Origin of the sequence: Micromonospora sp. DT62 (assembly GCF_049847285.1) — a bacterium.
In the GTDB taxonomy this organism is placed as follows: domain Bacteria; phylum Actinomycetota; class Actinomycetes; order Mycobacteriales; family Micromonosporaceae; genus Micromonospora; species Micromonospora reichwaldensis.
Genome location: NZ_JBNCOB010000019.1, coordinates 88,453 through 112,487, shown reverse-complemented (window position 1 = coordinate 112,487; position 24,035 = coordinate 88,453). Strand labels below are relative to the sequence as shown.

20 protein-coding genes and 1 pseudogene are annotated in these 24,035 nt (G+C 73.0%); 14 read left to right on the top strand and 7 right to left on the bottom strand.

Annotation, left to right across the window (positions count from 1 at the left end; genetic code table 11):
• Window positions 1–11: 11 nt before the first annotated feature.
• Entirely contained in the window at window positions 12–680 is a 669-nt protein-coding gene (locus ACPXCB_RS23160) for a M23 family metallopeptidase (protein WP_425877649.1), read from the top strand.
• A gap of 27 nt (window positions 681–707) precedes the next feature.
• Here the strand turns inward: ACPXCB_RS23160 and ACPXCB_RS23155 are convergent, their stop codons facing one another.
• Window positions 708–1,436, bottom strand: coding sequence for a DUF899 domain-containing protein (locus tag ACPXCB_RS23155; RefSeq protein ID WP_132237847.1), 729 nt, complete (start codon window positions 1,434–1,436; stop codon window positions 708–710).
• Window positions 1,437–1,795: 359 nt separating this feature from the next.
• Between ACPXCB_RS23155 and ACPXCB_RS23150 the strand changes: the two genes are divergently transcribed.
• From ACPXCB_RS23150 to ACPXCB_RS23135, 4 genes are all read left to right on the top strand, one after another.
• Window positions 1,796–2,557, top strand: coding sequence for an SIR2 family NAD-dependent protein deacylase (locus tag ACPXCB_RS23150; RefSeq protein WP_425877633.1), 762 nt, complete (start codon window positions 1,796–1,798; stop codon window positions 2,555–2,557).
• A 269-nt stretch (window positions 2,558–2,826) separates the two neighbouring features.
• On the top strand, window positions 2,827–3,816 hold the full coding sequence (locus tag ACPXCB_RS23145; protein WP_425877632.1) for a LacI family DNA-binding transcriptional regulator: 990 nt from the start codon (window positions 2,827–2,829) through the stop codon (window positions 3,814–3,816).
• A 235-nt stretch (window positions 3,817–4,051) separates the two neighbouring features.
• On the top strand, window positions 4,052–5,650 hold the full coding sequence (locus ACPXCB_RS23140; protein WP_425877631.1) for a glycoside hydrolase family 64 protein: 1,599 nt from the start codon (window positions 4,052–4,054) through the stop codon (window positions 5,648–5,650).
• A gap of 174 nt (window positions 5,651–5,824) precedes the next feature.
• Window positions 5,825–6,961 (top strand): CaiB/BaiF CoA transferase family protein, encoded by a 1,137-nt coding sequence (locus tag ACPXCB_RS23135; RefSeq protein WP_425877630.1) that lies wholly within the window; start codon window positions 5,825–5,827, stop codon window positions 6,959–6,961.
• Between the two features lie 87 nt (window positions 6,962–7,048).
• On the opposite strand, the gene ACPXCB_RS23130 is transcribed toward ACPXCB_RS23135, so the two are convergent.
• On the bottom strand, window positions 7,049–8,182 hold the full coding sequence (locus tag ACPXCB_RS23130) for a chitinase (RefSeq protein WP_425877648.1): 1,134 nt from the start codon (window positions 8,180–8,182) through the stop codon (window positions 7,049–7,051).
• Window positions 8,183–8,506, bottom strand: a pseudogene (locus ACPXCB_RS23125) (carbohydrate-binding protein); the annotation flags it as partial.
• Between ACPXCB_RS23125 and ACPXCB_RS23120 the strand changes: the two are divergent.
• On the top strand, window positions 8,429–8,788 hold the full coding sequence (locus ACPXCB_RS23120) for a hypothetical protein (protein WP_311412262.1): 360 nt from the start codon (window positions 8,429–8,431) through the stop codon (window positions 8,786–8,788). The pseudogene ACPXCB_RS23125 and the gene ACPXCB_RS23120 sit on opposite strands and share 78 nt — an antisense overlap.
• A gap of 66 nt (window positions 8,789–8,854) precedes the next feature.
• Here ACPXCB_RS23120 and ACPXCB_RS23115 read toward each other — a convergent pair whose 3' ends face one another.
• A complete protein-coding gene (locus ACPXCB_RS23115) occupies window positions 8,855–10,723 on the bottom strand; it encodes an adenylyl cyclase (protein WP_425877647.1) in 1,869 nt (622 codons plus the stop codon).
• Window positions 10,724–11,041: 318 nt separating this feature from the next.
• The gene (locus ACPXCB_RS23110; RefSeq protein ID WP_425877629.1) at window positions 11,042–11,329 is read right to left on the bottom strand and encodes a DUF1905 domain-containing protein; all 288 of its coding nucleotides are present in this window, start codon (window positions 11,327–11,329) and stop codon (window positions 11,042–11,044) included.
• A gap of 115 nt (window positions 11,330–11,444) precedes the next feature.
• Here ACPXCB_RS23110 and ACPXCB_RS23105 point away from each other — a divergent pair, with 115 nt between their 5' ends.
• From ACPXCB_RS23105 to ACPXCB_RS23090, 4 genes are all read left to right on the top strand, one after another.
• Window positions 11,445–12,293 (top strand): ATP-grasp domain-containing protein, encoded by an 849-nt coding sequence (locus ACPXCB_RS23105; RefSeq protein WP_425877628.1) that lies wholly within the window; start codon window positions 11,445–11,447, stop codon window positions 12,291–12,293.
• Window positions 12,294–12,582: 289 nt separating this feature from the next.
• Entirely contained in the window at window positions 12,583–13,980 is a 1,398-nt protein-coding gene (locus tag ACPXCB_RS23100) for an endo-1,4-beta-xylanase (RefSeq protein ID WP_425877627.1), read from the top strand.
• A gap of 225 nt (window positions 13,981–14,205) precedes the next feature.
• The gene (locus tag ACPXCB_RS23095) at window positions 14,206–15,093 is read left to right on the top strand and encodes an SDR family oxidoreductase (RefSeq protein WP_425877626.1); all 888 of its coding nucleotides are present in this window, start codon (window positions 14,206–14,208) and stop codon (window positions 15,091–15,093) included.
• Between the two features lie 122 nt (window positions 15,094–15,215).
• Window positions 15,216–15,866 carry a dihydrofolate reductase family protein gene (locus ACPXCB_RS23090; RefSeq protein WP_425877625.1) on the top strand — a complete coding sequence of 217 codons (651 nt, stop codon included), beginning with the start codon at window positions 15,216–15,218 and terminating at the stop codon, window positions 15,864–15,866.
• Between the two features lie 115 nt (window positions 15,867–15,981).
• On the opposite strand, the gene ACPXCB_RS23085 is transcribed toward ACPXCB_RS23090, so the two are convergent.
• On the bottom strand, window positions 15,982–18,612 hold the full coding sequence (locus ACPXCB_RS23085) for a CHAT domain-containing protein (protein ID WP_425877624.1): 2,631 nt from the start codon (window positions 18,610–18,612) through the stop codon (window positions 15,982–15,984).
• 187 nt (window positions 18,613–18,799) lie between these two features.
• Between ACPXCB_RS23085 and ACPXCB_RS23080 the strand changes: the two genes are divergently transcribed.
• The 3 genes from ACPXCB_RS23080 to ACPXCB_RS23070 are packed head-to-tail and all read left to right on the top strand — an operon-like array spanning window position 18,800 to window position 21,222.
• Complete coding sequence (locus ACPXCB_RS23080) at window positions 18,800–20,110, top strand: S8 family peptidase (protein ID WP_425877623.1); 1,311 nt, start codon at window positions 18,800–18,802, stop codon at window positions 20,108–20,110.
• Window positions 20,111–20,144: 34 nt separating this feature from the next.
• The gene (locus tag ACPXCB_RS23075) at window positions 20,145–20,783 is read left to right on the top strand and encodes an RNA polymerase sigma factor (protein ID WP_425877622.1); all 639 of its coding nucleotides are present in this window, start codon (window positions 20,145–20,147) and stop codon (window positions 20,781–20,783) included.
• Window positions 20,758–21,222 carry a hypothetical protein gene (locus tag ACPXCB_RS23070; protein ID WP_425877646.1) on the top strand — a complete coding sequence of 155 codons (465 nt, stop codon included), beginning with the start codon at window positions 20,758–20,760 and terminating at the stop codon, window positions 21,220–21,222. Before ACPXCB_RS23075 ends, ACPXCB_RS23070 begins: the two co-directional genes overlap by 26 nt.
• A 112-nt stretch (window positions 21,223–21,334) precedes the next feature.
• Here the strand turns inward: ACPXCB_RS23070 and ACPXCB_RS23065 are convergent, their stop codons facing one another.
• Window positions 21,335–22,378 (bottom strand): hypothetical protein, encoded by a 1,044-nt coding sequence (locus tag ACPXCB_RS23065; RefSeq protein WP_425877621.1) that lies wholly within the window; start codon window positions 22,376–22,378, stop codon window positions 21,335–21,337.
• 301 nt (window positions 22,379–22,679) lie between these two features.
• Between ACPXCB_RS23065 and ACPXCB_RS23060 the strand changes: the two genes are divergently transcribed.
• The gene (locus ACPXCB_RS23060; RefSeq protein ID WP_425877620.1) at window positions 22,680–24,014 is read left to right on the top strand and encodes a hypothetical protein; all 1,335 of its coding nucleotides are present in this window, start codon (window positions 22,680–22,682) and stop codon (window positions 24,012–24,014) included.
• Window positions 24,015–24,035 lie beyond the last annotated feature (21 nt).

The following is a 24,035-nucleotide window of genomic DNA, read 5'->3' as shown; positions in this document are numbered from 1 at the left end:
CGGCGTCTGCCATGCTCGGGCCGGTGACGACCGGTCGCCCCACCACCCCCCGCACCCACCGCCGCGTCCGCAGCCGCCGCACCCGGGTCGTGCTCGTCTCCGGCGCGGTCGCGGTGGTCCTCGCCGTCGCCGTCCTCGTCGTCGCGGTGGTGGTGCCGCTGGTGCGGCCGGCGGGTCCGCGCCCGCTGTTCCAGCTTCCCGTCGCGTGCGGGGAGACGTGGCAACTGGGCACCTATCCCGGTCACGACGACTACGACGTGGACCTGTTCCCGACCGAGGGCAAGGCGTGGGGGCGGCCGGTGCTCGCGTCCTACGCGGGGGAGGTCACCGTGGCGGGGATCAACGGATCGCTCGGCGGCCGTACGCCCGACGACCCGGACGGGCCGCGTGGCCGCGGCGGTGGCTACTGGGTGAAGATCGACCATGGCGGCAAGTGGGAGACGCAGTACCTGCACCTGCTCGAACCGCCGCTGGTCCGGGTCGGTCAGCGGGTCGCCCAGGGCGAGCAGATCGGGCGGGTCGGCAGCACCGGCAACTCCGGGGCGCCGCACCTGCACTACGAGCAGCGCCGGGGCTGGGAGAAGGTCGAGGCGTACTTCGACGGGGCGCCGTCGGGCATCACCCACGACGACACCGAGTACACGGTCAGGCGCAAGAGCAACAACTGTGTGCCCGGATGACCGACGTCGCCGGTCGGCGGCGGGTGGTCAGTGGCTGTGGCTGCCGGCCGCGTCCGTGTCGTAGGTGTCGTGGTGGGGGAACTCGTTGACGTAGCGCTGCCGGCCCAGCGGCGTGAGGTCGAGGTAGTTGTACGTGTTCAGCAGCGGGTCGAGGCCGCGGCCGTACACGGAGTAGGTGTGCAGGATCCGGTCGCCGTCGCGGACGAAGACGCTCAGGCCGTGGGCCTCGCCCTGCAGGTGGTGGGTGAGGCCCTGGGCCGCCAGGGTCTCGGCGTCCTTGTAGTTGTATTCCACCGGGGCGACGGCCGGGTCCATGGTGACGTGGAAGTCGTAGTTGAAGTCGCTGCCGTGCGAGGAGTACCAGGGAAAGCGCCAGCCCATCCGGCTCTTGAAGGCCGCGAGGGTCGTGAACGGCGCGCGGGAGACCACGGCGAGTGTCGTGTCACTGGCGTGCAGGTGCGTGAGGTGCCCGAAGTTGTCGACCAGCAGCGAGCAGCTCGTGCATCCCTCGGCCCATTCCGGGTCGAACATGAAATGGTAGACGATCAACTGTCGTCGTCCCTCGAACATGTCGGCTAGCCGGACGGCGCCGGCGGGACCGGTGAAGGAGTAGTCCTTCTCGACGGCGACGGCCGGCAGTTCGCGCCGGAGTGCGGTGACCCTGTCCCGCAGGCGGGTGATCTCCTTTTCGCGGTCGAGCAGTTCCTTTCGGGCATCGACCCACTCGTCCCGGGACACGACCTTCGGTGCAATCATGGACGACACGCCTTTCCGCTGGAGCGCCTGGCCCATTCTTGTCGGGCCGTACGCGATCACACCAGCCCTCACCCGGTGTCGTGGGATTCCCATTTCCGGTTACCATTCCGGCGATCGCGCCGGCCGGTGAAGCAATTGCGCAGGTCGGCCGGTTCGCCCTCGACGCCCGGCCGGTCCGCGTGCCGAGAAAAGGAGCGGGCGGAGGCCGGCGAAGTGCGCATCTTCGAAGAAGCCCCGCGCCGCCTCGGCGCCCGGGTTCGACAGCCGGCGCTGTCCCGCCGGACCGTCCCGGAGACCGCACTAGTCTTGCCCGACGGGGTTCCGGGTCGAAGGGAGCAGGCACGATGGGGGAGCGGTCGATGCGGGAGGCCGCAGCGCTGTTGGCGCAGGCGCGCCGCGTCGTGATCTTCACCGGCGCGGGCGTCTCCGCGGAGAGCGGTGTGCCGACCTTCCGCGACGCCCTCACCGGCCTGTGGCGCAGCTTCGACGCGCAGCGGCTCGCCACACCGGAGGCGTTCCGCGAGGATCCCGCGCTGGTCTGGGGCTGGTACGAGTGGCGACGCGCCACCGTGGGGCGGGCCCGCCCGAACGCCGGCCACGTGGCCGTGGCCGCGATCGAGGCACGCGTACCCGGCACGGTCGTCGTCACGCAGAACGTCGACGACCTGCACGAGCGCGCCGGCTCGGTCGCGCCGATCCACCTGCACGGCAGCCTCTTCGCGCCGCGCTGCTCGGCCTGCGCCCGTCCGGCGCCGATGCCGGACGAGGCTGCGGAGGAACCGGACGACGGCCGGCGCGTGCCTCCGCCCCGGTGCGCGCACTGCGCGGGCCCCGTCCGACCCGGGGTGGTGTGGTTCGGGGAGGCGTTGCCGACCGCCGGGTTGGAGGCCGCCGTGGAGGCGGCGTCCACGTGCGACCTGCTGGTGACCGTGGGGACCTCGGGCCTGGTGTATCCCGCCGCCGAGATCCCCCAGGTGGCTGCCCGCTTCGGCGCCACCGTGGTGCAGGTCAACCCGCAGGAGACGCCCCTGGACGCCGTGTCCGACGTGAACCTGCGCGGTCCGGCCGCCCAGGTGCTTCCCGCCCTCGTGCACGCCGCCTGGGGTGCCGACCCGGCGTGACGACCCGCGGGAGCGTCCGGTGCGGGGCCCCTGGTCGGCCGGCCCGGGCCGTGTCGCGGGCCCGCGCCCCGGTCGCCGGCTCAGCCGCACCAGGGCCGGCGGTACCGCTGCCGTAGACTGTCGGCGGTCCAGCCCCGGCCAACCGCGACACGCGCCGGCTGGCGGCGGCGGTGTTTCCGTGTCACGAAGGCGCTGCGTCGAGGTCGGACGTGGCGCAGTCGCCGGACGGGGCGGGCGGGAGAGGTGAGGTGGCCGTGCGCGGTCCTGCGATGACGGACGTGGCTCGCCTCGCCGGCGTCTCCCACCAGACGGTGTCCCGGGTCCTCAACGGGCACCCCAACGTACGCGAGCAGACCCGGCTGCGGGTCCAGGCGGCCATCGCCGAACTCGGCTACCGGCCCAACCGCGCGGCGCGGGCCCTGGTCACCGGTCGGTCCCAGGTGATCGGCGTGGTCGCACAGAACACCACCCTCTACGGCCCGGCCTCGCTGTTGGCGGCCCTGGACCAGGCGGCCGCCGAGGCGGGGTTCGCGGTCAGCGTCGGCAGCGTGAGCGACCTCGACGACCAGTCCATCTCGGCGGCGGTGGAGCGGCACCTCGCACACCGGGTCGCGGGCATCGTGGTGATCGCGCCGGTCGAGTCGGCGGGGGAGGCCCTCGAACGGCTCCCCAAGGACGTTCCGTTGGTCACCGTCGACGGCGACCCGCGCCGTCCGGTGCCCCTGGTCACGGTCGACCAGGTCGCCGGGGCCCGCGCCGCCACGCAGCACCTCCTCGACGCCGGGCACCGGACGGTCTGGCATGTCTCCGGGCCGTCGGACTGGTTCGACAGCGCCGGCCGGATCGACGGATGGCGGGAGACGTTGCAGGCGGCGGGCGCCGAGTTGCCACCGCTGCTGCCGGCGGACTGGTCGGCGGCAGCGGGGTACCGGTGCGGACAGATGCTGGCCCGGATGCCCGAGGTCACCGCGGTCTTCACGGCCAACGACCATCTGGCGCTGGGCGTGCTGCGGGCGTTGTACGAGCACGGCCGGCGGGTGCCGGACGACATCAGCCTGGTGGGCTTCGACGACGTGCCCGAAGCTGCGTACTTCATTCCGCCGCTGACCACCGTGCGGCCCGACTTCGCCGCGGTCGCCCGGGCGAGCCTGGACCTGCTGCTGGCGCAGATGGAATCCGACGTCGCCGGCCCGCTGCGGCAGACGGTCGCGCCCTCCCTGGTCTCCCGTCGCAGCGTCGCCGCTCCGCCACGGCGCTGATCCCGGAGTCGCAGCACTTCCCGGGCCCGTCGTGCGCCACCGGGCCGGACTGCTCCAGCCGGAGGCGGTGAGTTCGAGCGCCGACCGTGCCTCCGCCACCTTCCACCCGGAGCAGGCGGTCCACGAGCCGGCGTGCGGGGGTCGCATTGGTCTGCGTCTATTGACAGGAGAGCCGCCCCGGCCCGACGCTGAGAGAGCGCTCTCTCGCACCCCACCACCCCGAGGAGGACCTTCCGTGAAGCTACGAAGAAGGCTGCTCGCCGCCGTGTCCGCGCTGGTCGCCGCCGTCCCGGTGACCCTCGCCGCAGCCCCCGCCCACGCCGTCGGCCCCGCGCTGCTGCCCGTCACGGTCACCAACAGCACCGGCCGGGGCGAGGCCGTCCACCTGTACGTGATCGGCGTGCAGCTGTCCAGCGGCCGCCTCGGCTACGTCAACCAGGGCGGCACCTTCGTCCCCTGGTCGGGCGGGCAGCTCCCGCCGTCGCCCGCGCCGGACGCGTCGATCCCGGGGCCCGGAAACGGCGGCAGCACGACCATCCGGTTCCCGCGCGGGTTCTCCGGCCGCGTCTACTTCTCCTTCGGTGAGAAGCTCAAGTTCTTCCTCACCCCGGACGGCCTCGTGCAACCCGCGCCGTGGGCGGCCGGCGACGCCAACCGCGACATCCTGTTCGACTGGAGCGAGTTCACCTACAACGACGCCGGACTGTGGCTCAACAGCTCACAGGTCGACATGTTCGCGGTGCCGCACGCGGTCACGGTGACCGGTGCCACCGGCGTCACCAAGCGCACCGGTGACGTCGTCGCCGGGGGCCGCAACGCGATCATCGAGGGCATCCGGTCCCAGCCGGGCTGGGCCAACACGGTCCACACCCGCTCCGACGGGACCGTGTTGCGGGTCCTCGCGCCCGGCAAGGCGGCCGGCGCCGGTCTGTTCAGCGCCACCTACCTGGACTCCTACATCGCGTCGGCCTGGAACGCGTACACGACCAGGACGCTGACCGTGGTGCCGTTCGCCGACCAGCCGAACACCCGCTACTTCGGGCGGACCTCGGGCAACGTCATGACCTTCACCAACAGTGCCGGCCAGCGGGTCGCCTCCTTCAACCGGCCCTCCTCGGCGAGCGTCTGGGGCTGCGACGGGGACCTGCCCGCACCCAACGACCCGGTCGTCGGCCCGATCTCCCGGACGCTCTGCGCCGCGCTGAACCGGGGCACGCTCGGCACCGTCGACACCCAGCCCAGCACCGACGCCGCCCAGTTCTACCGCAACAACCCGACGAACCACTACGCCCGCGTCATCCACGCCAACATGACCGACGGCAGGGCGTACGCCTTCGCCTTCGACGACGTCGGCGCGTTCGAGTCCCTGGTCCACGACGGCGACCCCCGCGCGGCCGGGCTCGTCCTGAGCCCGTTCGGCGCCGGAAGCGGCGGACCGGGAAACCCCGGCGGCGCGGTGCCCGTGCTGAGCAACTGGAACAACAAGTGCATCGACGTGCCGAACTCGAACTTCGTCGACCGGGCGCAGTTGCAGATGTGGAACTGCAACGGCACCGACGCGCAGAAGTGGACGTTCACCGGCGACACCCTGCGCAGCCAGAACAACAAGTGCATGGACGTCGACGGCGGCGCGACCGGCAACGGCGCGGTCGTCCAGCTCTACACGTGCAACGGTACGGGCGCGCAGCGGTTCACCCTGACCGCGGCCGGTGACCTGGTCAACATCCAGGCCGGCAGGTGCGTCGACATCCGGGAGTGGAACAGCGCCGACGGCGCGAAGCTCCAGCTCTGGGACTGCGCGGGCACCGCCAACCAGAAGTGGCGCAAGGGCTGACCCGCTCGGCGGATGGCGGCGACCCGTCGCCGTCCGCCCCGGCCCGGACCGTCGGGGCGACCGACGTCCGTCGCGCCCGCTGTGCCATCGTGGTCCTGCCATCGCCACGCGCCCCCCGGCAGGTGCCACGACGCCGCCGCGCCGGCCGTGGCGTCGACGGGAAGGGGAACGGCGATGGGGGAGCAACGGTCCGGGCCGCTCAGCGGCATCCTCGTGGCCGACTTCTCCCGGATCCTCGCCGGACCGTACGCGACCATGCTCCTCGCCGACCTCGGCGCCGAGGTGGTCAAGGTCGAGGGGCCCGGCGGGGACGACACCCGGACCTGGCTGCCGCCCGTGCGGGAGGGCACCTCCACCTACTACCTCGGCGTCAACCGCAACAAGCGGTCCATCGCCCTCGACCTCGCCGACCCCGACGACCTGGCCGTCGCCCGGGAACTGGCCCGCCGCGCCGACGTCATGATCCAGAACTTCCGGCCCGGCGGCCTGCGGCGCTTCGGTCTCGACTACGACAGCGTCGCCGCCGTCAACGAGCGGATCGTCTACGCCTCGATCAGCGGGTTCGGCGCCGGCGCCGGCGCCAACCTGCCCGGCTACGACCTCGTGGTCCAGGCCGCGTCCGGTCTGATGAGCCTCACCGGTGAGCCGGACGGCCCGCCCTACAAGGCCGGGGTCGCCGTGTTCGATGTGATCGCGGGCCTGCACGCTGCCGTCGGCATCCTCGCCGCGCTGCACCACCGCGACCGCTGCGGCACCGGCCAGCACGTCGAGGTGGACCTGCTCTCCTCCGCGCTGTCCGGCCTGGTCAACCAGACCAGCGGCCACGTCGCCGGCGGCGCGACGCCGTTCCGGATGGGCAACGGGCACCCGAGCCTGTTCCCGTACGAACCGCTGCCCACCGCCGACGGCGACCTCGTCGTCATCGCCGGCAACGACGGCCAGTTCCGGAAGCTGTGCCAGGTCCTCGGCCTGCCCGAACTGCCTGACGACCCCCGGTTCGGGCGCAACCAGGACCGCACGGTCAACCGGGAGGCCCTGCGGCCCCTCCTGGTCGCGCGACTGGTCCTGCGCAGCCGCGACGAGTGGTTCCGGGACCTGCGCGCGGCGGGCGTGCCGTGCGCCCCCATCAACACGGTCGCCGGGGGCGTCGACCTGGCGCGGGAACTGGGGCTGGACCCGGTCGTCACCACCGGCGGCGTGCCCGGCATCCGCCATCCGATCGGCCTGAGCGCCACCCCGGCGCGCTACGACCTGCCGCCGCCGGGCCTCGACGAGCACGGCGACGAGATCCGGAACTGGCTGGCCGGCTGAGCGCATGGCGCCGCCGCCGACCGCGCGGCCGGCCCTGCTCGAAGCAGGGGTACGACCGCGCGGTCGGCGGACGGGGTGCGCGGCGGCTCAGCGGCCCTGGAGGGCCCGGACGTTGTCGCCGAAGGTCCAGCCCTTCGACCCGTCCCAGTTCAGCGACCAGGTCATCAGGCCCTTCAGGCCGCCCCGGTAGGTGTTCCACGCCTGGGCCACCGTCGCCGGGACCATGTGGCCGCCCCCGGCGCCGGGCTGCGCCGGCAGTCCGGGGACCTGCTTGTCGTACGGGACCCGGATGGTGGTGCCCTGCACGACCAGCCCGGCGTTCAGGCAGTCGGTCTGGGCGGTGAAGCCCTGCACGGTGCCGGCCGGGTAGGAGTCGCCGGAGCAGCCGTACATGCTGCCGTTGTAGTACTGCATGTTCAGCCACCAGAGCCGGCCGTTGTCGGCGTACCGCTTGATGATCGGCAGGTACGCGCCCCAGATGGAGCCGTAGGTGACGCTGCCGCCGGTGACGTACGCGGTCTCCGGCGCCATGGTGAGGCCGAAGCCCGCCGGCATCCGCGCGAGCACCCCGTCGATGATGCGGATCAGGTTCGCCTGCGACGGGGAGAGTTGGGAGATGTTCCCGCTGCCGGTGAGCCCGGTCTCGATGTCGATGTCGATGCCGTCGAAGTTGTACCGCTGGAGGATCGGTACGACGGTCGCGACGAACCGGTCGGCGACCGCGGCCGAGCTGAGGTCGATTCCGGCGGTCGCGCCACCGATCGACAGGAGGATGGTCAGGCCGGCCGCCTTGGCACGGCACATCTCGGCGGGAGTGGGCACCTTGACGGTGGCGTCCATGCCGTCCTCCCAGAGCACGGTGCCGTCGGCGCGGATGACGGGGAACGCCGCGTTGATCACGTTGTACCCGTGCGCGGGGATCCGGGCGTCGGTGATCGGGATCCAGCCCAGCGGCGGGTGGACGCCGTTGGCCGCGCCGTCCCAGTTCTCCCAGTAGCCCTGGAGCACCTTGCCAGCCGGCTTCGGCCTGCCGGCGCAGGTGCCCGGACCGGGCGGGGTGGGCGTCGCGGTGGGCGTCGGCGTCGGGGTGGGAGAGGGCCCCGACGTGGCGGTCGGGGTGGGTGCGGGCGTGCCACCGCCGTTACAGGCGCCGAGGTCGGTCCAGAGGGAGGGCGTCGCGGCCGGGTTCCAGCCGGCGCCCGGCGGGGGCGTGTGCGTCACCAGCGCCTGGTAGGAGCGCCCGGCATAGCTGACCCGGCTGCCGGCGGCGTACGTGGTCCCCTCGGCCCAGGCCGGCGCGGCGCAGGCGGAGGCGGGGCGGCGGCGAGGCCGTCGCGGGACGGTCGGCGGCTGTCGGAGGGGAGCCGGTAAAACTTTTCGCCAATATCGACGATGGTCGTGGAGCTTATCTCCGGAACGGGATACCCTCCGGTGGACACCTGCCGTCCATCGTGGAGGAGATCGAGCATGCGTAAGTTGATGTCGGCGGTCGGAGCCGGAGCGATGCTGACCGTGGGGCTGCTCGCCGGCGCGAGCCCGGCGCAGGCGGCGAGCTGCACGCTCGTGCAGTCCGAGATCTACAACGGGGCCAACATCATCGCCTGGTCGCAGGGCCTGCAGGGCTGCTCCGGCGACGTCTACTGGGAGATCCAGTCGGGCGACGCCGGCGGCTGGCAGGTCGCGCAGAGCGGCACCACGCACTACGCCAACGAGGTGCAGAGCTACTACGGCGACGTCGAGCTGCCGTGTTACCTGCGGGTCTACGCGAAGTTCGGCACCCAGGAGAAGCTGACCCAGCCCGCGCGCAACAACAACTGCGCCGGCTGACGACCGGGTCGGACGGGGCGGACGGGGCGGGGTGCGCGCCCCGTCCGACCCGGACTCCCGCAGGAGTTACCCGGCGGGATACCGCGTGACGTAGACGGGCTCGCCGACCCGCGTCGTGTCGGCCGCCGCGCCCACGCCGTTGACCACGTGGTCGATCGTGCCGGCGCTCAGGTTCACGGTCATGACGTGGTGCAGCCTGACGCCCGGGGCGACGGGGACCTCGAAGCCGTTCGCCGTGCGGATCGACGGGTTGTTCTGGTTGAACACGTACACCCCGCCGCCGTGCAGCGTGTGGTGTCGCACCCGGTCGCCGACCTTGTACCCGGCCCAGCCCTCGACGGCGCCGTTCATCCAGTCGGCCTGCGTCGGCGGGTCGTACGGCAGCTCGTTCTGGTAGAGGATCGTCGTGCCGTGCTCACCGTTCCAGACCGTGTTGTACCGCTGGAAGTGCTCGACGAACAGGCCGGTGGCCGTCACGTGGTCGCCGTTGATGACGGCGCCGTAGCGACCGGTGTTGGTCCGCCAGCGGTCGGTGTCGCCGTTGACGCCCTGGGTGAAGCCCTCGACGCCGTGGTCCCCGCGCCACACCCAGGTGTGGTCGATCAGGACGTGGTCGGCGTTGACCTCCAGCGCGGTGTGCGTCCTGCCGATGTGCGGACCGCCGACGCGGAAGTACACGTCGGAGAGCGTGATCGGGTTGCGCGGGGTGCTGGCGTTGCGGCCGTGCTCGCGCCCCACGCGCAGCAGCACCGGCGACTCGGTCAGGCCGGCGTCGATGGTCACCCCGGCGACGACGACGCCGGGCACGCCGGCGACGTCCAGCGGTACGGCGCCGTTCACGGCGGTGAGCGTGGCGTGGCCGATGCCGAGGACCACGGTGTCGGGCCGCCTGACCTCGATGCTGCGGGCGATGTCGTACACGCCGGGGGTGAGCAGCAGGTGCTTGCCGCGGGCGAGCTGGGCGTTGATGACGTGCACGGGATCGGACGGCTTGGCGACGAAGAAGTCCCGGATGCCGATGGTGCGCCCCGGCGTCATGCCGTCGCCCCAGGAGATGCCCCGGCTGTCGCGCCGCACGGCGGGGACGCGGACCTGGTAGCGGCCCCGGTCGTCGACGAACAGGTACGGCTTCTCCCTGCTCAGGGGCGTGGTGTCCAGCGTGGTGTATGGCGGGTCAGGGAAGTCGGCGTCGTCGGGGGCGCCCACGGTGCCCGCGAAGACCTGGTTCCACACCGCGTTCGACCAGCTCTCGACCTCGCTGTTGCGGGTCAGCCACTGCTGCTGGGAGCCGTTGGTGGTGGCCGGCAGCCGGGAGTCGGCGATGAAGCCGCCGCTGGCGTACTGCGGGCCGGCGGTGCAGTAGTCCATCAGGGACAGGCCGCCGCCGCTGATGTCGAGGCGGCGCATGGAGACCGCCTGGGAGACCGCCCAGAAGTTCGCCGAGGAGCGGCAGCCGTCCTGGCCGGTGGCGTTGACGGACAGCGACAGGTTGGACAGGGTGCGCCAGAAGTTGACCAGGGCGATGCAGTTGCCGGTCCCGCCGCCTTCGAGGCAGCGGTTGTAGGCCTCGATCTTGCCGTTGACGGTGACGTCGGTGGGGGAGGCGCCCAGGCCGGAGACCTCGGTGTAGTAGCCGACCTTCACGTGTAGGGGCTGCGTGTCCGTACCGTAGCTGCCGGGCTTGAAGAGGTACGCGTGCCGCGCGGTGCCCATCTCGGCGTCGACCTGCCGGGCGTGCGCCGCGTCGAGGGTCGCCTGGATCTCGGCGACCGGTGTGTCGGGGTCGAAGATCGTCACGTTGGGCCCGAAGTCCGGGGCGCCGTGCCGGGCCGGTCCGGCGGCGGCGGCCGTGCCGGTGGTGCTGGCGACGGCCGTCAGCACCAGGCCGAGGGCGAGCGTCCGGCGGAGCCGCCGTCGCGCGTCGGGGGACTGCATTCTCATCGTTCGTCCTCTCCGCCGGCCGGGGCGGTGCCGGGCTCGGCGACGTGGTGGGGGAGGTGTTCCGGCGCGGCGCGGGTGGGCGCGCCCGATGGCCGGCTCGCGGTCGTCGTCGACCTCCTCGTGGGGCGGCGGCGGGGGACGATGCCCTTGTGAGAGCGCTCTCTCGCCATCGCGACTTCTATCACGCTGTGAAAGAAGGGTTGGCATGTTTCTACCCTGTCGATCCGCCCCGGCGCTACTGCTGCGCCGCCGCGATCAGGGCGGGTCTCGTGGCGGCACCGCGCCGGCCGCGCTGTTCGTGCTGTGGAACGGTCACCCGTTGACGGCCAGCCGGACCGTCACCGTGTCTCCCACCGCCAGCCCCTCGGCCCGTCGCACGGCCGCCTTCACCGGCACGATGTAGCGCCCGTCCTTGGGAAACAGCGACGTGCTCCAGCCGGTCTTCCCGATCCGGGCCGCGACCGGGATCATGCCCCAGCCGTAGCTCACGCCCGCGGATCGCGCGGCCAACTCCTGGCAGCCGTCCTCGGGGACGGTGACGAAGTGCCACGGCGCGGGGCCACGCCAGAACCACAGCTCACCACCGAACTCCAGGTCCATCGGCTCAGCATAGGAGCGGGGACCGACTCCTCGCGACGGGCGGAGTGCCGCCGGCCGGCCCCGCGCCGGCCCGGCGGCGCTCGCGTCGTCAACGCCGATGGGGCAGCATGCATCCGTGCTCCTGATCGTCGCCTCGGACCCGCTACGACCGCGCCACCCGGACGCCCACTTCGCGCCGGAGGCACGCGCCGCCCGGGAGGCCGGCGACGAGGTCGCCGTCGTCGACCACGACGCGTTGGCCCGTGGCGACGACGTGTCGCGGGCGGTGTCGCGGGTGAGGGCCGAGGGCGTCGCGGTCTACCGCGGCTGGATGCTGCGCAGCGAGCAGTACGCCGCCTTCGCGGACGCGTTGGCCCGACGGGGCGTCAGCCTGCGTACGAGCGGCGAGCAGTACCGGCGCGCCCACGAGCTGCCGGGCTGGTACCCGGGCCTGGCCGAGCTGACGCCCCGCTCGGCGTGGACGGTCGGCGCCGAGCGTGCCGAATTCGACCGGGCGAGGCGCGCGCTCGGCGGCGGGGCGGCGGTGCTGCGCGACTTCACCAAGTCGATGAAGCACCACTGGCACGAGGCGGCGTTCATCCCCGATCTCGACGACGGCGATGCCGCCTGGCGGGTCGCCAGCCGCTTCCTCGACCTGCGCGGCGACGACCTCGTCGGCGGCCTGGTCCTGCGCCGGTTCGAGCGGTTCACCACCGCCGAGGTCCGCACGTGGTGGGTCGACGGCGTCTGCGTCCTCGTCGGCGCCCACCCCGACAGTCCGCACGACACGCCGCCGGAGGCGTTCGAGGCGGGCCCGGTGAGCGGTGCGGTGGCGGCGCTGGGGCTGCCGTTCGTGACCGTGGACCTGGCCCTGCGCGCCGACGGCGTCTGGCGGATCGTCGAACTCGGTGACGGGCAGGTCAGCGACCGACCGTCCACCATCGACCCGGCCGCCCTGGTCGACGTCCTGCGTCGCGGGTCCTGACCTCCGAAACTTCCGGTGTTCCGGTCGATGCCGATCCGGCTCGCGGGCAGGGTGTGACCCTGTCAGGGGCGACGATGCGGCGCGCACCAGTCGGAAGAATCCGATAACCGGGCGTTGAGGTTCCGGAGATGTTCCGATACGGTCCGATGGAAGGGCTTCGATCAACTCACGGTGTCGAGGATGCTGACGGCGGCGTGGTCTCCGGGCGACCACTCCACCGGCCCCACGCCGTGGCGGGCGGTTGCCGAGGCGACCTTCTCCTCCATTCGGCTCATCGAAAGGCTCTGCCATGGACAACATGCTCGCCCGTGCCAGCGGGCGCCCGGTGACCCGCCGGCGGTCACGCGTCGCGCTGGCGTCGGCCGTGGTCGGTCTCGCCGTCGCCGCCACGACGGTCGCGGTGGCGTCCGGCGCCAGCGCCGGCACGACCCTGGGGGCGTCCGCCGCCGAGAAGGGGCGCTACTTCGGCGCCGCGGTCGCCGCCCACAAGCTCTCCGACGCCACGTACGTCGGGATCCTCAACCGGGAGTTCACCTCGGTCACCCCGGAGAACGAGATGAAGTGGGACGCCACCGAGCCGTCCCAGGGCCAGTTCACCTTCGCCAACGCCGACCGGATCGTCAACCACGCCCGCGCCAACGGGATGCAGGTGCGCGGCCATGCCCTTGCCTGGCACTCCCAGCAGCCGGGGTGGGCGCAGAACCTCAACGGCAGCGCGCTGCGCCAGGCGATGGTCAACCACGTCACCCAGGTGGCAACCTACTACCGTGGCAAGATCCACTCCTGGGACGTGGTGAACGAGGCGTTCGCCGACGGCGGCAGCGGGGCCCGCCGCGACTCGAACCTGCAACGCACCGGCAACGACTGGATCGAGGTGGCGTTCCGCGCCGCGCGCGCCGCCGACCCGACCGCCAAGCTGTGCTACAACGACTACAACACCGACGGGCAGAACGCCAAGAGCAACGCGGTGTACGCCATGGTGCAGGACTTCAAGGCCCGGGGCGTGCCGATCGACTGCGTCGGCTTCCAGTCGCACTTCAACAGCGCCTCCCCGGTGCCCGCCGACTACCAGGCCAACCTGCAGCGCTTCGCCAACCTCGGCGTGGACGTGCAGATCACCGAGTTGGACATCGAGGGCTCGGGCCAGACGCAGGCCGACAATTACGGCCGGGTGGTGCGCGCCTGCCTCGCCGTGACCCGCTGCACCGGCATCACCGTGTGGGGCATCCGGGACACGGACTCCTGGCGGGCCAGCGGCACCCCGCTGCTCTTCGACGGCAGCGGCAACAAGAAGCCGGCGTACACCGCCACCCTCGACGCCCTCAACAGCGGCACCACCCCGCCGCCCACCACCGCGCCGCCGACCACCCCGCCGCCCACCACCCCGCCACCGTCCGGCGACTGCGCCGCGACGGTGTCGCTGAACTCGTGGAACGGGGGCTTCGTCGCCACGGTACGCGTCACCGCAGGCGCCGCGGCGATCAACGGCTGGGCGGTCGCCCTCACCCTGCCGGGCGGCGCGACGGTCACCAACACGTGGAGCGCGCGCGCCACCGGGACCAGCGGCGCCGTGACGTTCCGCAACGTCGACTACAACGGCCGGCTCTCCGCCGGAGCCACCACCGAGTTCGGCTTCCAGGGCACCGGAACCGGCCCGACCGGCACGCCCACCTGCACCGCGAGCTGACCCGTCCGGCGGCCCGGCGCGGAGAACCACCCGCGCCGGGCCGCCGCCGCACGCACCTCCCGCCCACACGGGCTCTGCGGTGTCCGCCCTGGATGGTCGTCGGGGCTGCCGGAGTCCCAGCCGGCCATTGTGGGCCGGCACCTCGCCGGCGCTTGCCCTCAAGCCCACTTCAACTTCTACGGTCGACACGGCAGGTTCGGTCGAGCGGATCAGGGCGTGGTCGGTATGAGCGTGAAGCGGACGGTACTGGTGACCGGGGGGACCGGGCGAGTGGGCGGGCAGGTCGTCGCCCGGCTCGTCGGGGCCGAGGGCGTGCGGGTGCGCGTGTTGTCCCGCGATCCCGCGAGGGCAGCGGAGGCCCTGGGGCCCCAGGTGGAGGTGGTCGGCGGTGATCTCACCGCGGCCGACGGCCTGAGCGCCGCGCTGGACGGTGTGGACGCGCTGTTCCTCGTCTTTCCGTCGGTCACGGCCGACCAGGCGGCCGGTCGGTTGGTGTCGACGCTGGCCGAGCGGGTCGGGCGCATCGTCTATCTGTCCGCCAACGGCGTGCCGGACGACCCCGACGGCGCCGCCGGGCCGGACGGGACCATCCTGGGCTCCCACGCCCATCTGGAGGGCCTGATCGCAGGATCGGCCGCCGAGTACGCCTTCCTGCGCTCCAGCGGCTTCGCCGCGAACACCCTGGCGTGGGCGCCGCAGATCCAGCAGTCGGACGTACTGCGGTGGTTCGTTCCCCAGGCCAGACGGGCCCTGGTGCACGAGGCGGACCTCGGGGCGGTGGCGGCGCGGCTGCTGACGGACGATCGGCACCACCGCGCGGCCTACCACCTGACCGGCCCCGAGCAACTGACGCAGGTCGAGCAGCTCGCAGCGATCGGTGCCGCGCTCGGCCGGACACTGCGTTACGAGGAGATGGACTCCGCACAGGCCGCCGCCGAGCTGTTCCCCACGATGCCGGCGGGCGTAGCCGCCGCGATCATCGCCGGCCACGCGGCGATGATCACGCAACCCGAGCCGGTCACCGACACCGTCCGGCACCTGCTGGGCCGGCCCGCACTGACGTTCGCGCAGTGGGCCCGCGACCACGTGGAGGACTTCACCGGCCGGCAGTAGGGGTCCGTCTTCGCGCTCGCGGGTCATGTCGAAGACGGGCGCCCGGCTCCGTCCTCGAGGGTGACAGGGCTGTTCCGCCGTGCGGGTGGAGCGGCGGAACCGAACGATCGGTAGGAGCCGGGATGCGGAAAGTGATCGCGAACGAGTGGATGACGCTGGACGGGGTGGTGCAGGCACCCAGTTATCCCGACGAGGACGTGACCGGCGGCTTCCGACACGGTGGCTGGCATGCCCGTTACTTCGACGAACTGTCGATGGGCTGGGTGATCGAGAACGTGCGCGGCGCGGGCGGCTACCTGTTGGGGCGGGGCACGTACGAGATCTTCGCGGCCCACTGGCCGAACGCGCCGGAGGATCAGCAGGTGCTCGCCGAGCCCCTGAACGCGCTACCGAAGTACGTCGCCTCGACGACTCTCGACGAGCCGCTCGGCTGGGCGAACTCGACACTGCTGCCAGATGACATCGAGGCGGCCGTGCGCGCGCTGAAGGCCGAGACGGGGAAGGACCTGCATCTGATCGGCAGTCCCGGTCTCTTCCAGACCCTGCTGGACCTCGGCCTGGTCGACGAGCTCCGGGTGATGATCGACCCGCTGGTGGTGGGCGGCGGCGGCAAGCGCCTGTTCGGCGACGATGGCGCCCACCGTCCGCTGGGGCTGGCCGACAGCCAGGTGACCAGCACGGGCGCGATCATCGCGACCTACGTCGCCACGAACCCGAGTCGACCTGGTGACGGCAGGTCGCCGAACTCGCCCAGTGCGAGCGGGCGGCGATAGTCCTGGCTGTGCTGCGGCGTATCCGAGGTGGACGAGCTTACTGATCGTCGCCCACGTCGCCGTTCTCCTGCCGGTCGCTCGACACCAGGCGGCTCCCCACCGGCTCGGGCCTGTCTCAGCCGGCGCCGAAGCAGACGAAGGCGGCGGCGGTGGCATGGGCGGCACCACCACCGGCGGTGTCGAACGCGTGCTGGGCCTCGGCGAGCGCCACCGCCGGCGGAGCACCGGCACGCATCCGCCGGTGCAGGTCCAGCATCAGCGCGGTGGTCAGGTCGGCCGGGACCGGCAGCACGGTGGCGATCAGGCTGCGGGTGCCCAGGGCCAGCAGCACGGCGGTGAAGCCCATCACCTCGTCGCCCGGCCGGACGCCGGAGAGGCCGGAGTCGCAGGCGGAGAGCACCACGCAGCCCGGTGGGCGGGTCAGCCGCTCCAACCCGTACGCGGTCAACGGCCCGTCGGCCAGTTCGAGGGTGGAGAAGAGCGGGTTGTCGGCGCGGAAGGCGCCGTGCGCGGCGATGTGCGCCAGCCCGGCCCCGTTCAGCGCGTCGGTGACCGCGTCGGCCGTGGCGGCGCAGCCGGTGAGGGGGCGGGAGCCGGGCAGGGCCGCGCCGAGCTGACGTACCTCGGTCTCGGCGGCGGGCAGCCGGGGCCCGGCCACCAGCACCGGCGGGCCGGCCGGGACGATCCGCCCGACGGCGCGCAGCCAGACCGTCGCCGAGGGCGCCACCGTCACCGGTCGGCCGGCGCAGGTCGGCAGGCCCGACCAGGGTACGGCGTGCAGCGCGGCGATCGGGACGATCACCAGTGGCCGGTCGCGCAGCAGCCGGCGTACCGGGTCGAAGAGCTGCTGGTCCAGCGCGGTGGTGGCGAACTCGACCCCGGCCCGGGCACTGGCCGAGTCGCCGGTGGTGACCAGCCGGCGCAGGCCGAAGCGGTGCAGGCGGGCCCGGCCCAGCGCCTCGTCGAGCGGGCCGAGGTCGTGCAGGCTGGTCCGGCCGTCGCGGACCAGTACCGCCCGCAGCCGTGGCCCGTGCGCCACCAGCTCCAGCAGCACGGCGTCACCGAGCGCGGCGGCGAGGGCGCCAACCGTGGGCGGTGCCACCAGGTCGCCGCCGTCCGTTCCCCGGGCCCCGCCGTCCGCGCCCCGGGCCAGTTCGCGGATGCGCTGTTCGAGCCGACCCTGGCTGCGCCGCAGCGCGTACCCGGGGTGCCCGGCGAGCAGCGCGTCCTCCAGGGCGGTGCTGACCATCCGTAGCTCGGCCAGGGCAGCGGCCAGCTCGGGGTCCTGCGGCGGCTGCACCGCGCGCATCCGCAGGGCGTTGGCCCGCCAGCGTTCCGCCCAGGCCAGCACCTGGGCGGGCGTGCCGGTGCGCACGGCGATGTCCAGTCCCTCGGCGGCGAGTTCGTGCCCGTACGCCCCGCTGTGCGCGCGTAGCTCGGTGGCACCCAGGGAGGCCCGGTGGCCGTCGAGCACCCCCAGCCCCCGGCGCAGGGCCCGGGCCGCCCCACGCAGGTCCCCGTCGAGCCGGCGCCGCAGCGCGAGCGCGTACCAGCCCTGGGCCCGGTGGGGCGCGGTGCCCCGGCGGTGCGCGCGGGCCGCCACCGCCAGCAGCTCGGCCGCCCGGGCGGGCCGGCCCATCGCCTCGGCCAGCCGGGCGGCCTCGATCCGGGTGGTCAGTGCCGGCGAGGGCCAGCCGGTGGCGTCGAGCTGCCCGGCGGTGCGCACCATGGCCGTGAGCAGGGCCGTCGACCGGGTGCCCCGGGCGAACTCGGCGCGCAGTTCGACGTGCCGGGCGAAGGCGGCCCAGATGCGCCGTCCCTGGCGGCGGAAGCGGGCCCGGGCCGAGGCGGCGGCGGTCGCGGCGGTGTCCAGGTCACCGGCGAGCAGCGCCGCCCGGGCCCGCGCCAGCAGCGCCTCGGCGAGATCAGAGGCCATGCCGCGCCGCCGCAGCTCCGTCACGGCGGACGTGGCGACCTCGACCGCCTCGTCGACCAGCGGCACGGAGAGCAGCAGTTCGAAGCGGTCCAACAGCAGCGCCGGCCGGGGCACCGACAACCGTCGGTACTCGTCGCCGACGGCGGCGAAGCTGCGCAGCGCGCCCGCGACGTCGCCGCGCTGGCCGGCGGCGATGCCGATGTTCCAGCGGGCGTCGGCGGCGGCCAGGTCGAGCCCGAGCCGGCTGAAGATGGCCGCGGAGCGGAACAGGTCGTCGTCGGCGTCCCGGCTGGTGCCCCGGTGGGCGTTGAGCAGTCCACGGTTGTTGCGCGCCCGCGCCTCCAGCAGCAGGTCGCCCTCGCGCTGGGCGATCTCCACCGCGATGCCGTAGTCCCGGACCGCCTCGTCGAACCGCCCCCGGTAGTGCAGCACGACGCCGCGCTGCATCCGGGCCCGGCCGGCGTCGGCACCGGTCAGTCGGGGCAGTGCGAGGGTCACCGCGCGCAGCGCCGCGCCGGTGCGCCCGGCGTTGGCCAGGACGTACCCGAGGCTCATCCGGGCCAGCGCCCGTGCCCGGGGCGAGTCGGTGACCCGCACCGCCCGGCGCAGGTGCCGCAGGGCGCCCGGCAGGTCGTTGAGTTCCCGCAGGGCCAGCCCGATGGCGCGTTCGGCGGTGGACCGCTCGTCGGCGTCGGGGTGGCCGACGGCGAGGACCTGCCGGGCGATCGCGATCGCCTCGTGGGGGTAGCGCTGGACGGCGTCGAGCGCGGCCTGGGCCTGGACGGCACCGGGAACGGTGCTGTCGGCCATGCCAAGAAGAATCCCGCAGTCGCGCTCCCCGGTCAATTGCCTCGAGGCGGATCGGGTATCAGTCGCCTGACCGACGATCAATTGACACTCGACTATCCTCTGAAATAATCGTCCGGTGCCTCGGAGAGCGCTTCCGTAGCTGCCCGGCGCGCCGCCGACCACGCATCTTCGACCGCCTGGAGGACCGGTGCCGCCTGACGACTCCTTCGCGTCGCGCCCGCCCGCCGGGCTGTCCCGCCGGCAGGTCATGGCCTGGTCCGCCCTGGCCGCCGCGGCGGTGCCGCTCGGTCTCGTCGGGCGGGCCGGCCCGGCCGCCGCCGCCGAGTCGCCCGACGAGACCTACCAGCGGGTCTTCCTGGAGGCCCTGGCCGCCGATCCCGACCTGCGCCGCCACGCCGTCAAGGGCCGGGAGTTTCTTTACCGGCCCCGGCAGTTGCTGGTGGCCCACCCCGACGTGCAACGGGTCGTGGGTCGGCTGCGCAGCTACGGCCACCCGGTCACCGAGGGCGTCGGCTTCGGCGGGGTCGCCCGACTCCTCTTCGCCACCGAGACCGACATCCCGTCGGTGGTGACCAGGCTCCGCGACCCGCAGCAGTGGCCCGGGCAGCCGGTGCCCCTGGTCCAGCCGCACCACGCCCTGCTCGGCTTCGGCAACATCATGGGCAACCCGGGCGGTCCGCCCCGGGTCGCCGCTGCCCTCCCGGCACCGGATCCGGCGCGCGCGGGTGAGGGGGCGGGGGTGACGGTGGGGATCTGCGACACCGGCATCTGGCGGCTGGCCGGTTCCCGCCATCCGCAGTGGTTGGCCGGCAGCTACCTTCCGGAGGCCGACGACGAGGACGCCCTCTACGTCGGCGCTGACGTGCTCGCACTCCAGGGCGGCCACGGCACCTTCGTCGCCGGAGTGGTCCGGCAGGCCGCGCCGGGCGTACGTCTCGATCCCGAGGCCGCGCTGAACGCGACCGGCGTCGGCGACGAGGAGATGCTGGTCGCCGCCCTCGGTCGGCTCGGTCCGCAGGTGTCGGTCGTCAACCTCTCGTTGGGCTACTTCACCCAGGACGATCAGCCTCCGCTGCCGCTGGTCAACGCCCTGGCCGGGCTGCCCGGCAGGGCGGTGGTGGCGTCGGCGGGCAATGCCGGCACCAGCCGGCGGGCCTGGCCGGCCGCCCTGGACCGGGTCCTGGCGGTGGGCGCGGTGAGTGCCAGCGCCACCGGACCGGTCCCGGCGCCGTACAGCAGCTACGGGTCGTGGGTGGACGCCTGTGCCCTGGGGGACCGGAGCAGCACCTACGTCAGGGGTCGGCTGCAGTTGCCGGGCCAGCCGATCCGATACTTCGACGGCTTCGCGGCCTGGACCGGCACCTCGTTCGCCACCGGCCACGTCGCCGGCCGGCTGGCCGCGCTGATGACCAGTGCCGGGCTCGGCGCGGAGGCGGCCCGGGCCGCCCTGGTCGCCGGCCCCCGCTGGCATCCCGACTACGGCGTACTCGTCGCGTGAGGTCGTCGGCACCGGCGCGCCGGGCGTCGTACCGGTGAGCGAGCGCAGCACCGTCGGGCTGGTCGCCGCCGCCTCCTGCGGTGACGAGCGGGCGTGGGGCGAGTTGGTGCGCCGCTACACCCCGCTGGTGCTCTCGGTGATCCGGTCCCACGGACTCGACCAGGTCGACGCGGCGGACGTGAACCAGACCGTCTGGCTTCGTGCGGTGGAGCACCTGGGACGGCTGCGGGAGTCGAACGCCCTGCCCGCCTGGCTGGTCACCACCACCCGACGCGAGTGTTACCGGCTGCTTCGCCTCGGCCGGCGGACCCAGCCGTTCGACCCGTACGACGACTCGGTCGACCGGCACGTCGGCGCCCATCTGCTGGTGGACCCGGCCACCCCGGACGAGGACCTGTTGCGCGCCGAGCGGCAGCAGGCGCTGCGGGAGGCGTTCGCGCAGTTGCCGCCGCGCTGCCGGGACCTGCTGGCCCTGCTGCTGGCCGATCCGCCGGTCAGCTACCGCGAGATCGGCGCGCGGTTGGACATGCCGGTGGGTAGCGTCGGTCCGAGCCAGGCCCGGTGCCTGCACAAGCTGCGGAACTGTCCGGCACTCGCCCCTTTCCTCAGGGCGCGCCCGGGTGACGAGGGGAGCGGAGGTGACCGGGATGGAGCCGTGGCCGCCAGCCGCTGACGACGCCCTGCTGGCCGAGTTGAGGGCCGCACTGCGGGACTCCGGCCCGGTGCCGGAGGAGTTCCTGGCCGCGGCCCTCGCCGCGTTCAGCTGGCGGACCGTCGACGCCGAGCTGGCCCTCGCCGAGCTGACCTTCGACTCGGTCTGCGATCCGGAACCGGCCGGTCCCACCCGCTCCGCCGGCTCGGCCCGCACGCTGACGTTCCGCACCGGTGCGGTGGTGGTCGAGATCGAGCTGACCCCGACCGGCATCGTCGGGCAGCTCTCACCGGCCCGGGGCGGGCGGGTCGCCGTCCGGACCGCCGTCGGCCCGTACGAGGAGGTGCCGGTGGACGCGGTCGGCTACTTCTCGATGGGGATGCCGCCCGCCGGTCCGGTCCAGTTCTGCGCCCGCACCGCCGGGTACGCGGTGGCGACCGCGTGGGTCACCCTGCGCTGAGCGGACACCGGGCGGGACCGGGCGAGGCGGGTCCGCCCGGGACACCGGCCGGACGGGTGGAACGGAGGTCGCGGGCCCCGTCCGCGACCTCCGTCCCTGCCCCTCGGGGGCGTTATCCGGCCCGCTGGGCCACCGTGATGTCGTACCGCACGCCGCCGAGGTCGGCCCGTGCGGCGCCGGTGGTGTCCGGGCCGATCTGGGTCACGTTGACGGCGATCTGCTCCCGGGTCGGCACGGCCGCCGTGAAGCTGAGCGAGAAGGCGAGCCGCTCACCGGGGTTGAGCTCCAGGTTGTCCAGGCTGGCCTGGCCGATGTCGACGATCTCGACCTGGTTGCGGCCCACCTCGCGGACACCCTTGCCGGCCTTGCCGCCCTTGGCCCAGCGCTCGAACAGGGTCGGTCCGAGGTCGGCGACGAGCCGGCCACCGGCGGCCTGGAACGGCGCCCCGGTCTGGCTGAAGACCACGCTGCTGCGGGCCGGCCGGGTCAGCGTGTTGCCGATGGCGAACGGCCGGATCTGCGCCAGGCCGCCGGCGGTCACCGCCACCGAGTCCACGTTGCGCCAGGCGATGTTGTTGTTGTTGCGGGTGTTGACGCCGATGTCCGGTCCCTCGAAGGTCATCGGGTCGTTGGCGGAGACCCAGCGGGCCAGCAGGCAGAAGTGACCCGGGCCGGGCACGTTGTCCCACGGGATGGTGACCGTGGTGACGCCCGGGTAGACCGGCACCGCCATCGCCCCGATCTGCGTCCACGCGCCCGGCCAGCCCGCCCCGCCGCCGGGCGTGGTCCGGTAGACCCAGATCGTGCCCTCCTCCATGACGCTGTCGCCGTACGGGCCGGGGTTGCGCAGCTTGATGAAGATGTAGTTCCGCTGGCCGACGATCGGGTTCTGGCTGGTCGCGCACTCGATGGCGGTGTGGCAGACCTTGATGTCCGGGCTCTGCCAGAGCGGGTTCAGCGCGTGCGGTTCGAGGCCCACGTCGGCGGTGGTGTCCTTCATGTACACGTCGACCGCGGCGGCGGTGGCGGGGCCGTCCGCCGGGCCGGCCAGTGGTGCGGCGCCGGCCGCGGTGACGGACAACAGCGTCGCCAGTGCCGCGCCGGTGAGCAGGGCGAGCGTCGAACGACGCGCTCTTCCTGCGAGTCTGGTAGACACATTTCCTCCCGATGATGGGGGATCGCCGTTCGCCCCGAGGTGGTGGCGTGGGCGGGTGGACATCCTTACGGAGTCCGATCGACGCAAGTAGATACATCCGGCGCCGGCGGGTGATGTCAGATGGCGGGAGTTGCCGTCAAGCCGGCGAAAGCCGCACAGCGCTCGGATGCGGCGCGCGGGCGAGGGTGCACTCACTGTCCGATGACCGACGCGCTACTGACTGCCATGGCCTTTCGGGTGCTACCTCTCTGCGGGCGTTCGGCCGACCGGGCCGGGCCGGCAGAGCGAAGGAGCCCTCCACATGTTCCCGTTTCCCGACGAAGCGACCAGGAAGGCACTCGATCTCGGCCGGCGCGAGGTGTTCCAGACCTACCGGGTGCTGATGGCCTGCGAACTGCAGCGGCTGCGCCCCATCGTCGGGGCACTGCCGGCAGGGCTGCGCCGCGACCAGTTGACCGCCCGGCTCGACAAGGCCGCCGCCCTGGCCGTCGGGACCTGGCTGCAACAGATCTCGGAACGCGGCGCGACGATGCACCAGGCGGCCACGCTGTTCAAGGAGGTGCAGGACTCGCTCGACGGGGTCGTGCCCTCCGCCGTCGGCAACCCCTATCTCATCGCCGCTCTGGACGAACTGAAGACCAGGATCGTCGACGTCATGAACGACGACACGAGTCCCACGCACGTCGCCGTCAACACCGCGTTCGCGCGTCTGTTCGGGTCCACCTCATCGGTGGCCAAGGCGCGTTTCGCGCAGACGGTCACGGCACTGCAGGCAGTGCTCAAGCGCACCGACGGTCGACGGTCGGGATTCGTGTGCAACCTGTCGTTGCCCGACGGGATGGGCGCACTGGCCAGCGGTCAGGGTGACACCGCCATCATCAACGTGGGACGCTCCGCGCTCGACGGGACGATGCACCTGTGGGAGCTCGCCGCCACGCTCGCCCACGAGGGCACGCACATCCTGGCGGACCATCCGACGGTCGACATCGTCTACCGCCACCGCAACGCCGCCTACTACCTGCAGGGCCAGATCGCCCTGCAGAACGCCGCCAACTTCGAGCAGACCGTCTGCGAGGCGTTGGGCCAGGGCGGCCCGTTCCCCACCGACGCGGAGGTGGCCGCCATGCGGGGACGCACCGCGCCCCGGATGGACGCGCTGCACACCGTGCTCGCGTCCCGCATCACCCGCGCGTGGGTGCGCACCTACGACTTCACCCGCCTCGACCTCACCAGGACCGACCTGCCCAAGCCGGTCGCTCTCGTGCTCACCGACCTGCCGCAGGACCGGGCGTACGCGCCGTTGATCGGGGCGTACCTGGAGGCGCTGCACGCGGCGATGTTGGCGCTGATGCGGGCGGAGGGGCGGCTGGTGGTGCGGGTCGAGCCGAAGATGCTGAACCACTCGACGGTCGTCAACTCGGACGGCACCATCCGGTTCACCATCAACTCCGACCTCGCCGCCCGGACGCCCGTCGCCCAACTCCTGCACTGGATGCTCGACGAACTCGTCGCCGAGGCGAAGTGCCAGATCCCCAAGGACACGGCGCAGCTGCTGGCCCTGATCCTGGGCATCGAGAAGTTCGACCGGGACAACGTGCACGACGTGCTGAACGACTTCTACGACTCCTTCCACTGAGTGGCGGCTGCCGGGCGGTGC

What these genes read in the sequence shown, in the direction of transcription:
- ACPXCB_RS23160 (WP_425877649.1), top strand. Translation starts at nt 12, where the DNA reads ATGCTCGGGCCGGTGACGACCGGTCGCCCCACCACCCCCCGCACCCAC.
- ACPXCB_RS23155 (WP_132237847.1), bottom strand. Translation starts at nt 1,436, where the DNA reads ATGATTGCACCGAAGGTCGTGTCCCGGGACGAGTGGGTCGATGCCCGA.
- ACPXCB_RS23150 (WP_425877633.1), top strand. Translation starts at nt 1,796, where the DNA reads ATGCGGGAGGCCGCAGCGCTGTTGGCGCAGGCGCGCCGCGTCGTGATC.
- ACPXCB_RS23145 (WP_425877632.1), top strand. Translation starts at nt 2,827, where the DNA reads ATGACGGACGTGGCTCGCCTCGCCGGCGTCTCCCACCAGACGGTGTCC.
- ACPXCB_RS23135 (WP_425877630.1), top strand. Translation starts at nt 5,825, where the DNA reads ATGGGGGAGCAACGGTCCGGGCCGCTCAGCGGCATCCTCGTGGCCGAC.
- ACPXCB_RS23120 (WP_311412262.1), top strand. Translation starts at nt 8,429, where the DNA reads ATGCGTAAGTTGATGTCGGCGGTCGGAGCCGGAGCGATGCTGACCGTG.
- ACPXCB_RS23115 (WP_425877647.1), bottom strand. Translation starts at nt 10,723, where the DNA reads ATGCAGTCCCCCGACGCGCGACGGCGGCTCCGCCGGACGCTCGCCCTC.
- ACPXCB_RS23110 (WP_425877629.1), bottom strand. Translation starts at nt 11,329, where the DNA reads ATGGACCTGGAGTTCGGTGGTGAGCTGTGGTTCTGGCGTGGCCCCGCG.
- ACPXCB_RS23100 (WP_425877627.1), top strand. Translation starts at nt 12,583, where the DNA reads ATGGACAACATGCTCGCCCGTGCCAGCGGGCGCCCGGTGACCCGCCGG.
- ACPXCB_RS23095 (WP_425877626.1), top strand. Translation starts at nt 14,206, where the DNA reads ATGAGCGTGAAGCGGACGGTACTGGTGACCGGGGGGACCGGGCGAGTG.
- ACPXCB_RS23090 (WP_425877625.1), top strand. Translation starts at nt 15,216, where the DNA reads ATGCGGAAAGTGATCGCGAACGAGTGGATGACGCTGGACGGGGTGGTG.
- ACPXCB_RS23085 (WP_425877624.1), bottom strand. Translation starts at nt 18,612, where the DNA reads ATGGCCGACAGCACCGTTCCCGGTGCCGTCCAGGCCCAGGCCGCGCTC.
- ACPXCB_RS23070 (WP_425877646.1), top strand. Translation starts at nt 20,758, where the DNA reads ATGGAGCCGTGGCCGCCAGCCGCTGACGACGCCCTGCTGGCCGAGTTG.
- ACPXCB_RS23060 (WP_425877620.1), top strand. Translation starts at nt 22,680, where the DNA reads ATGTTCCCGTTTCCCGACGAAGCGACCAGGAAGGCACTCGATCTCGGC.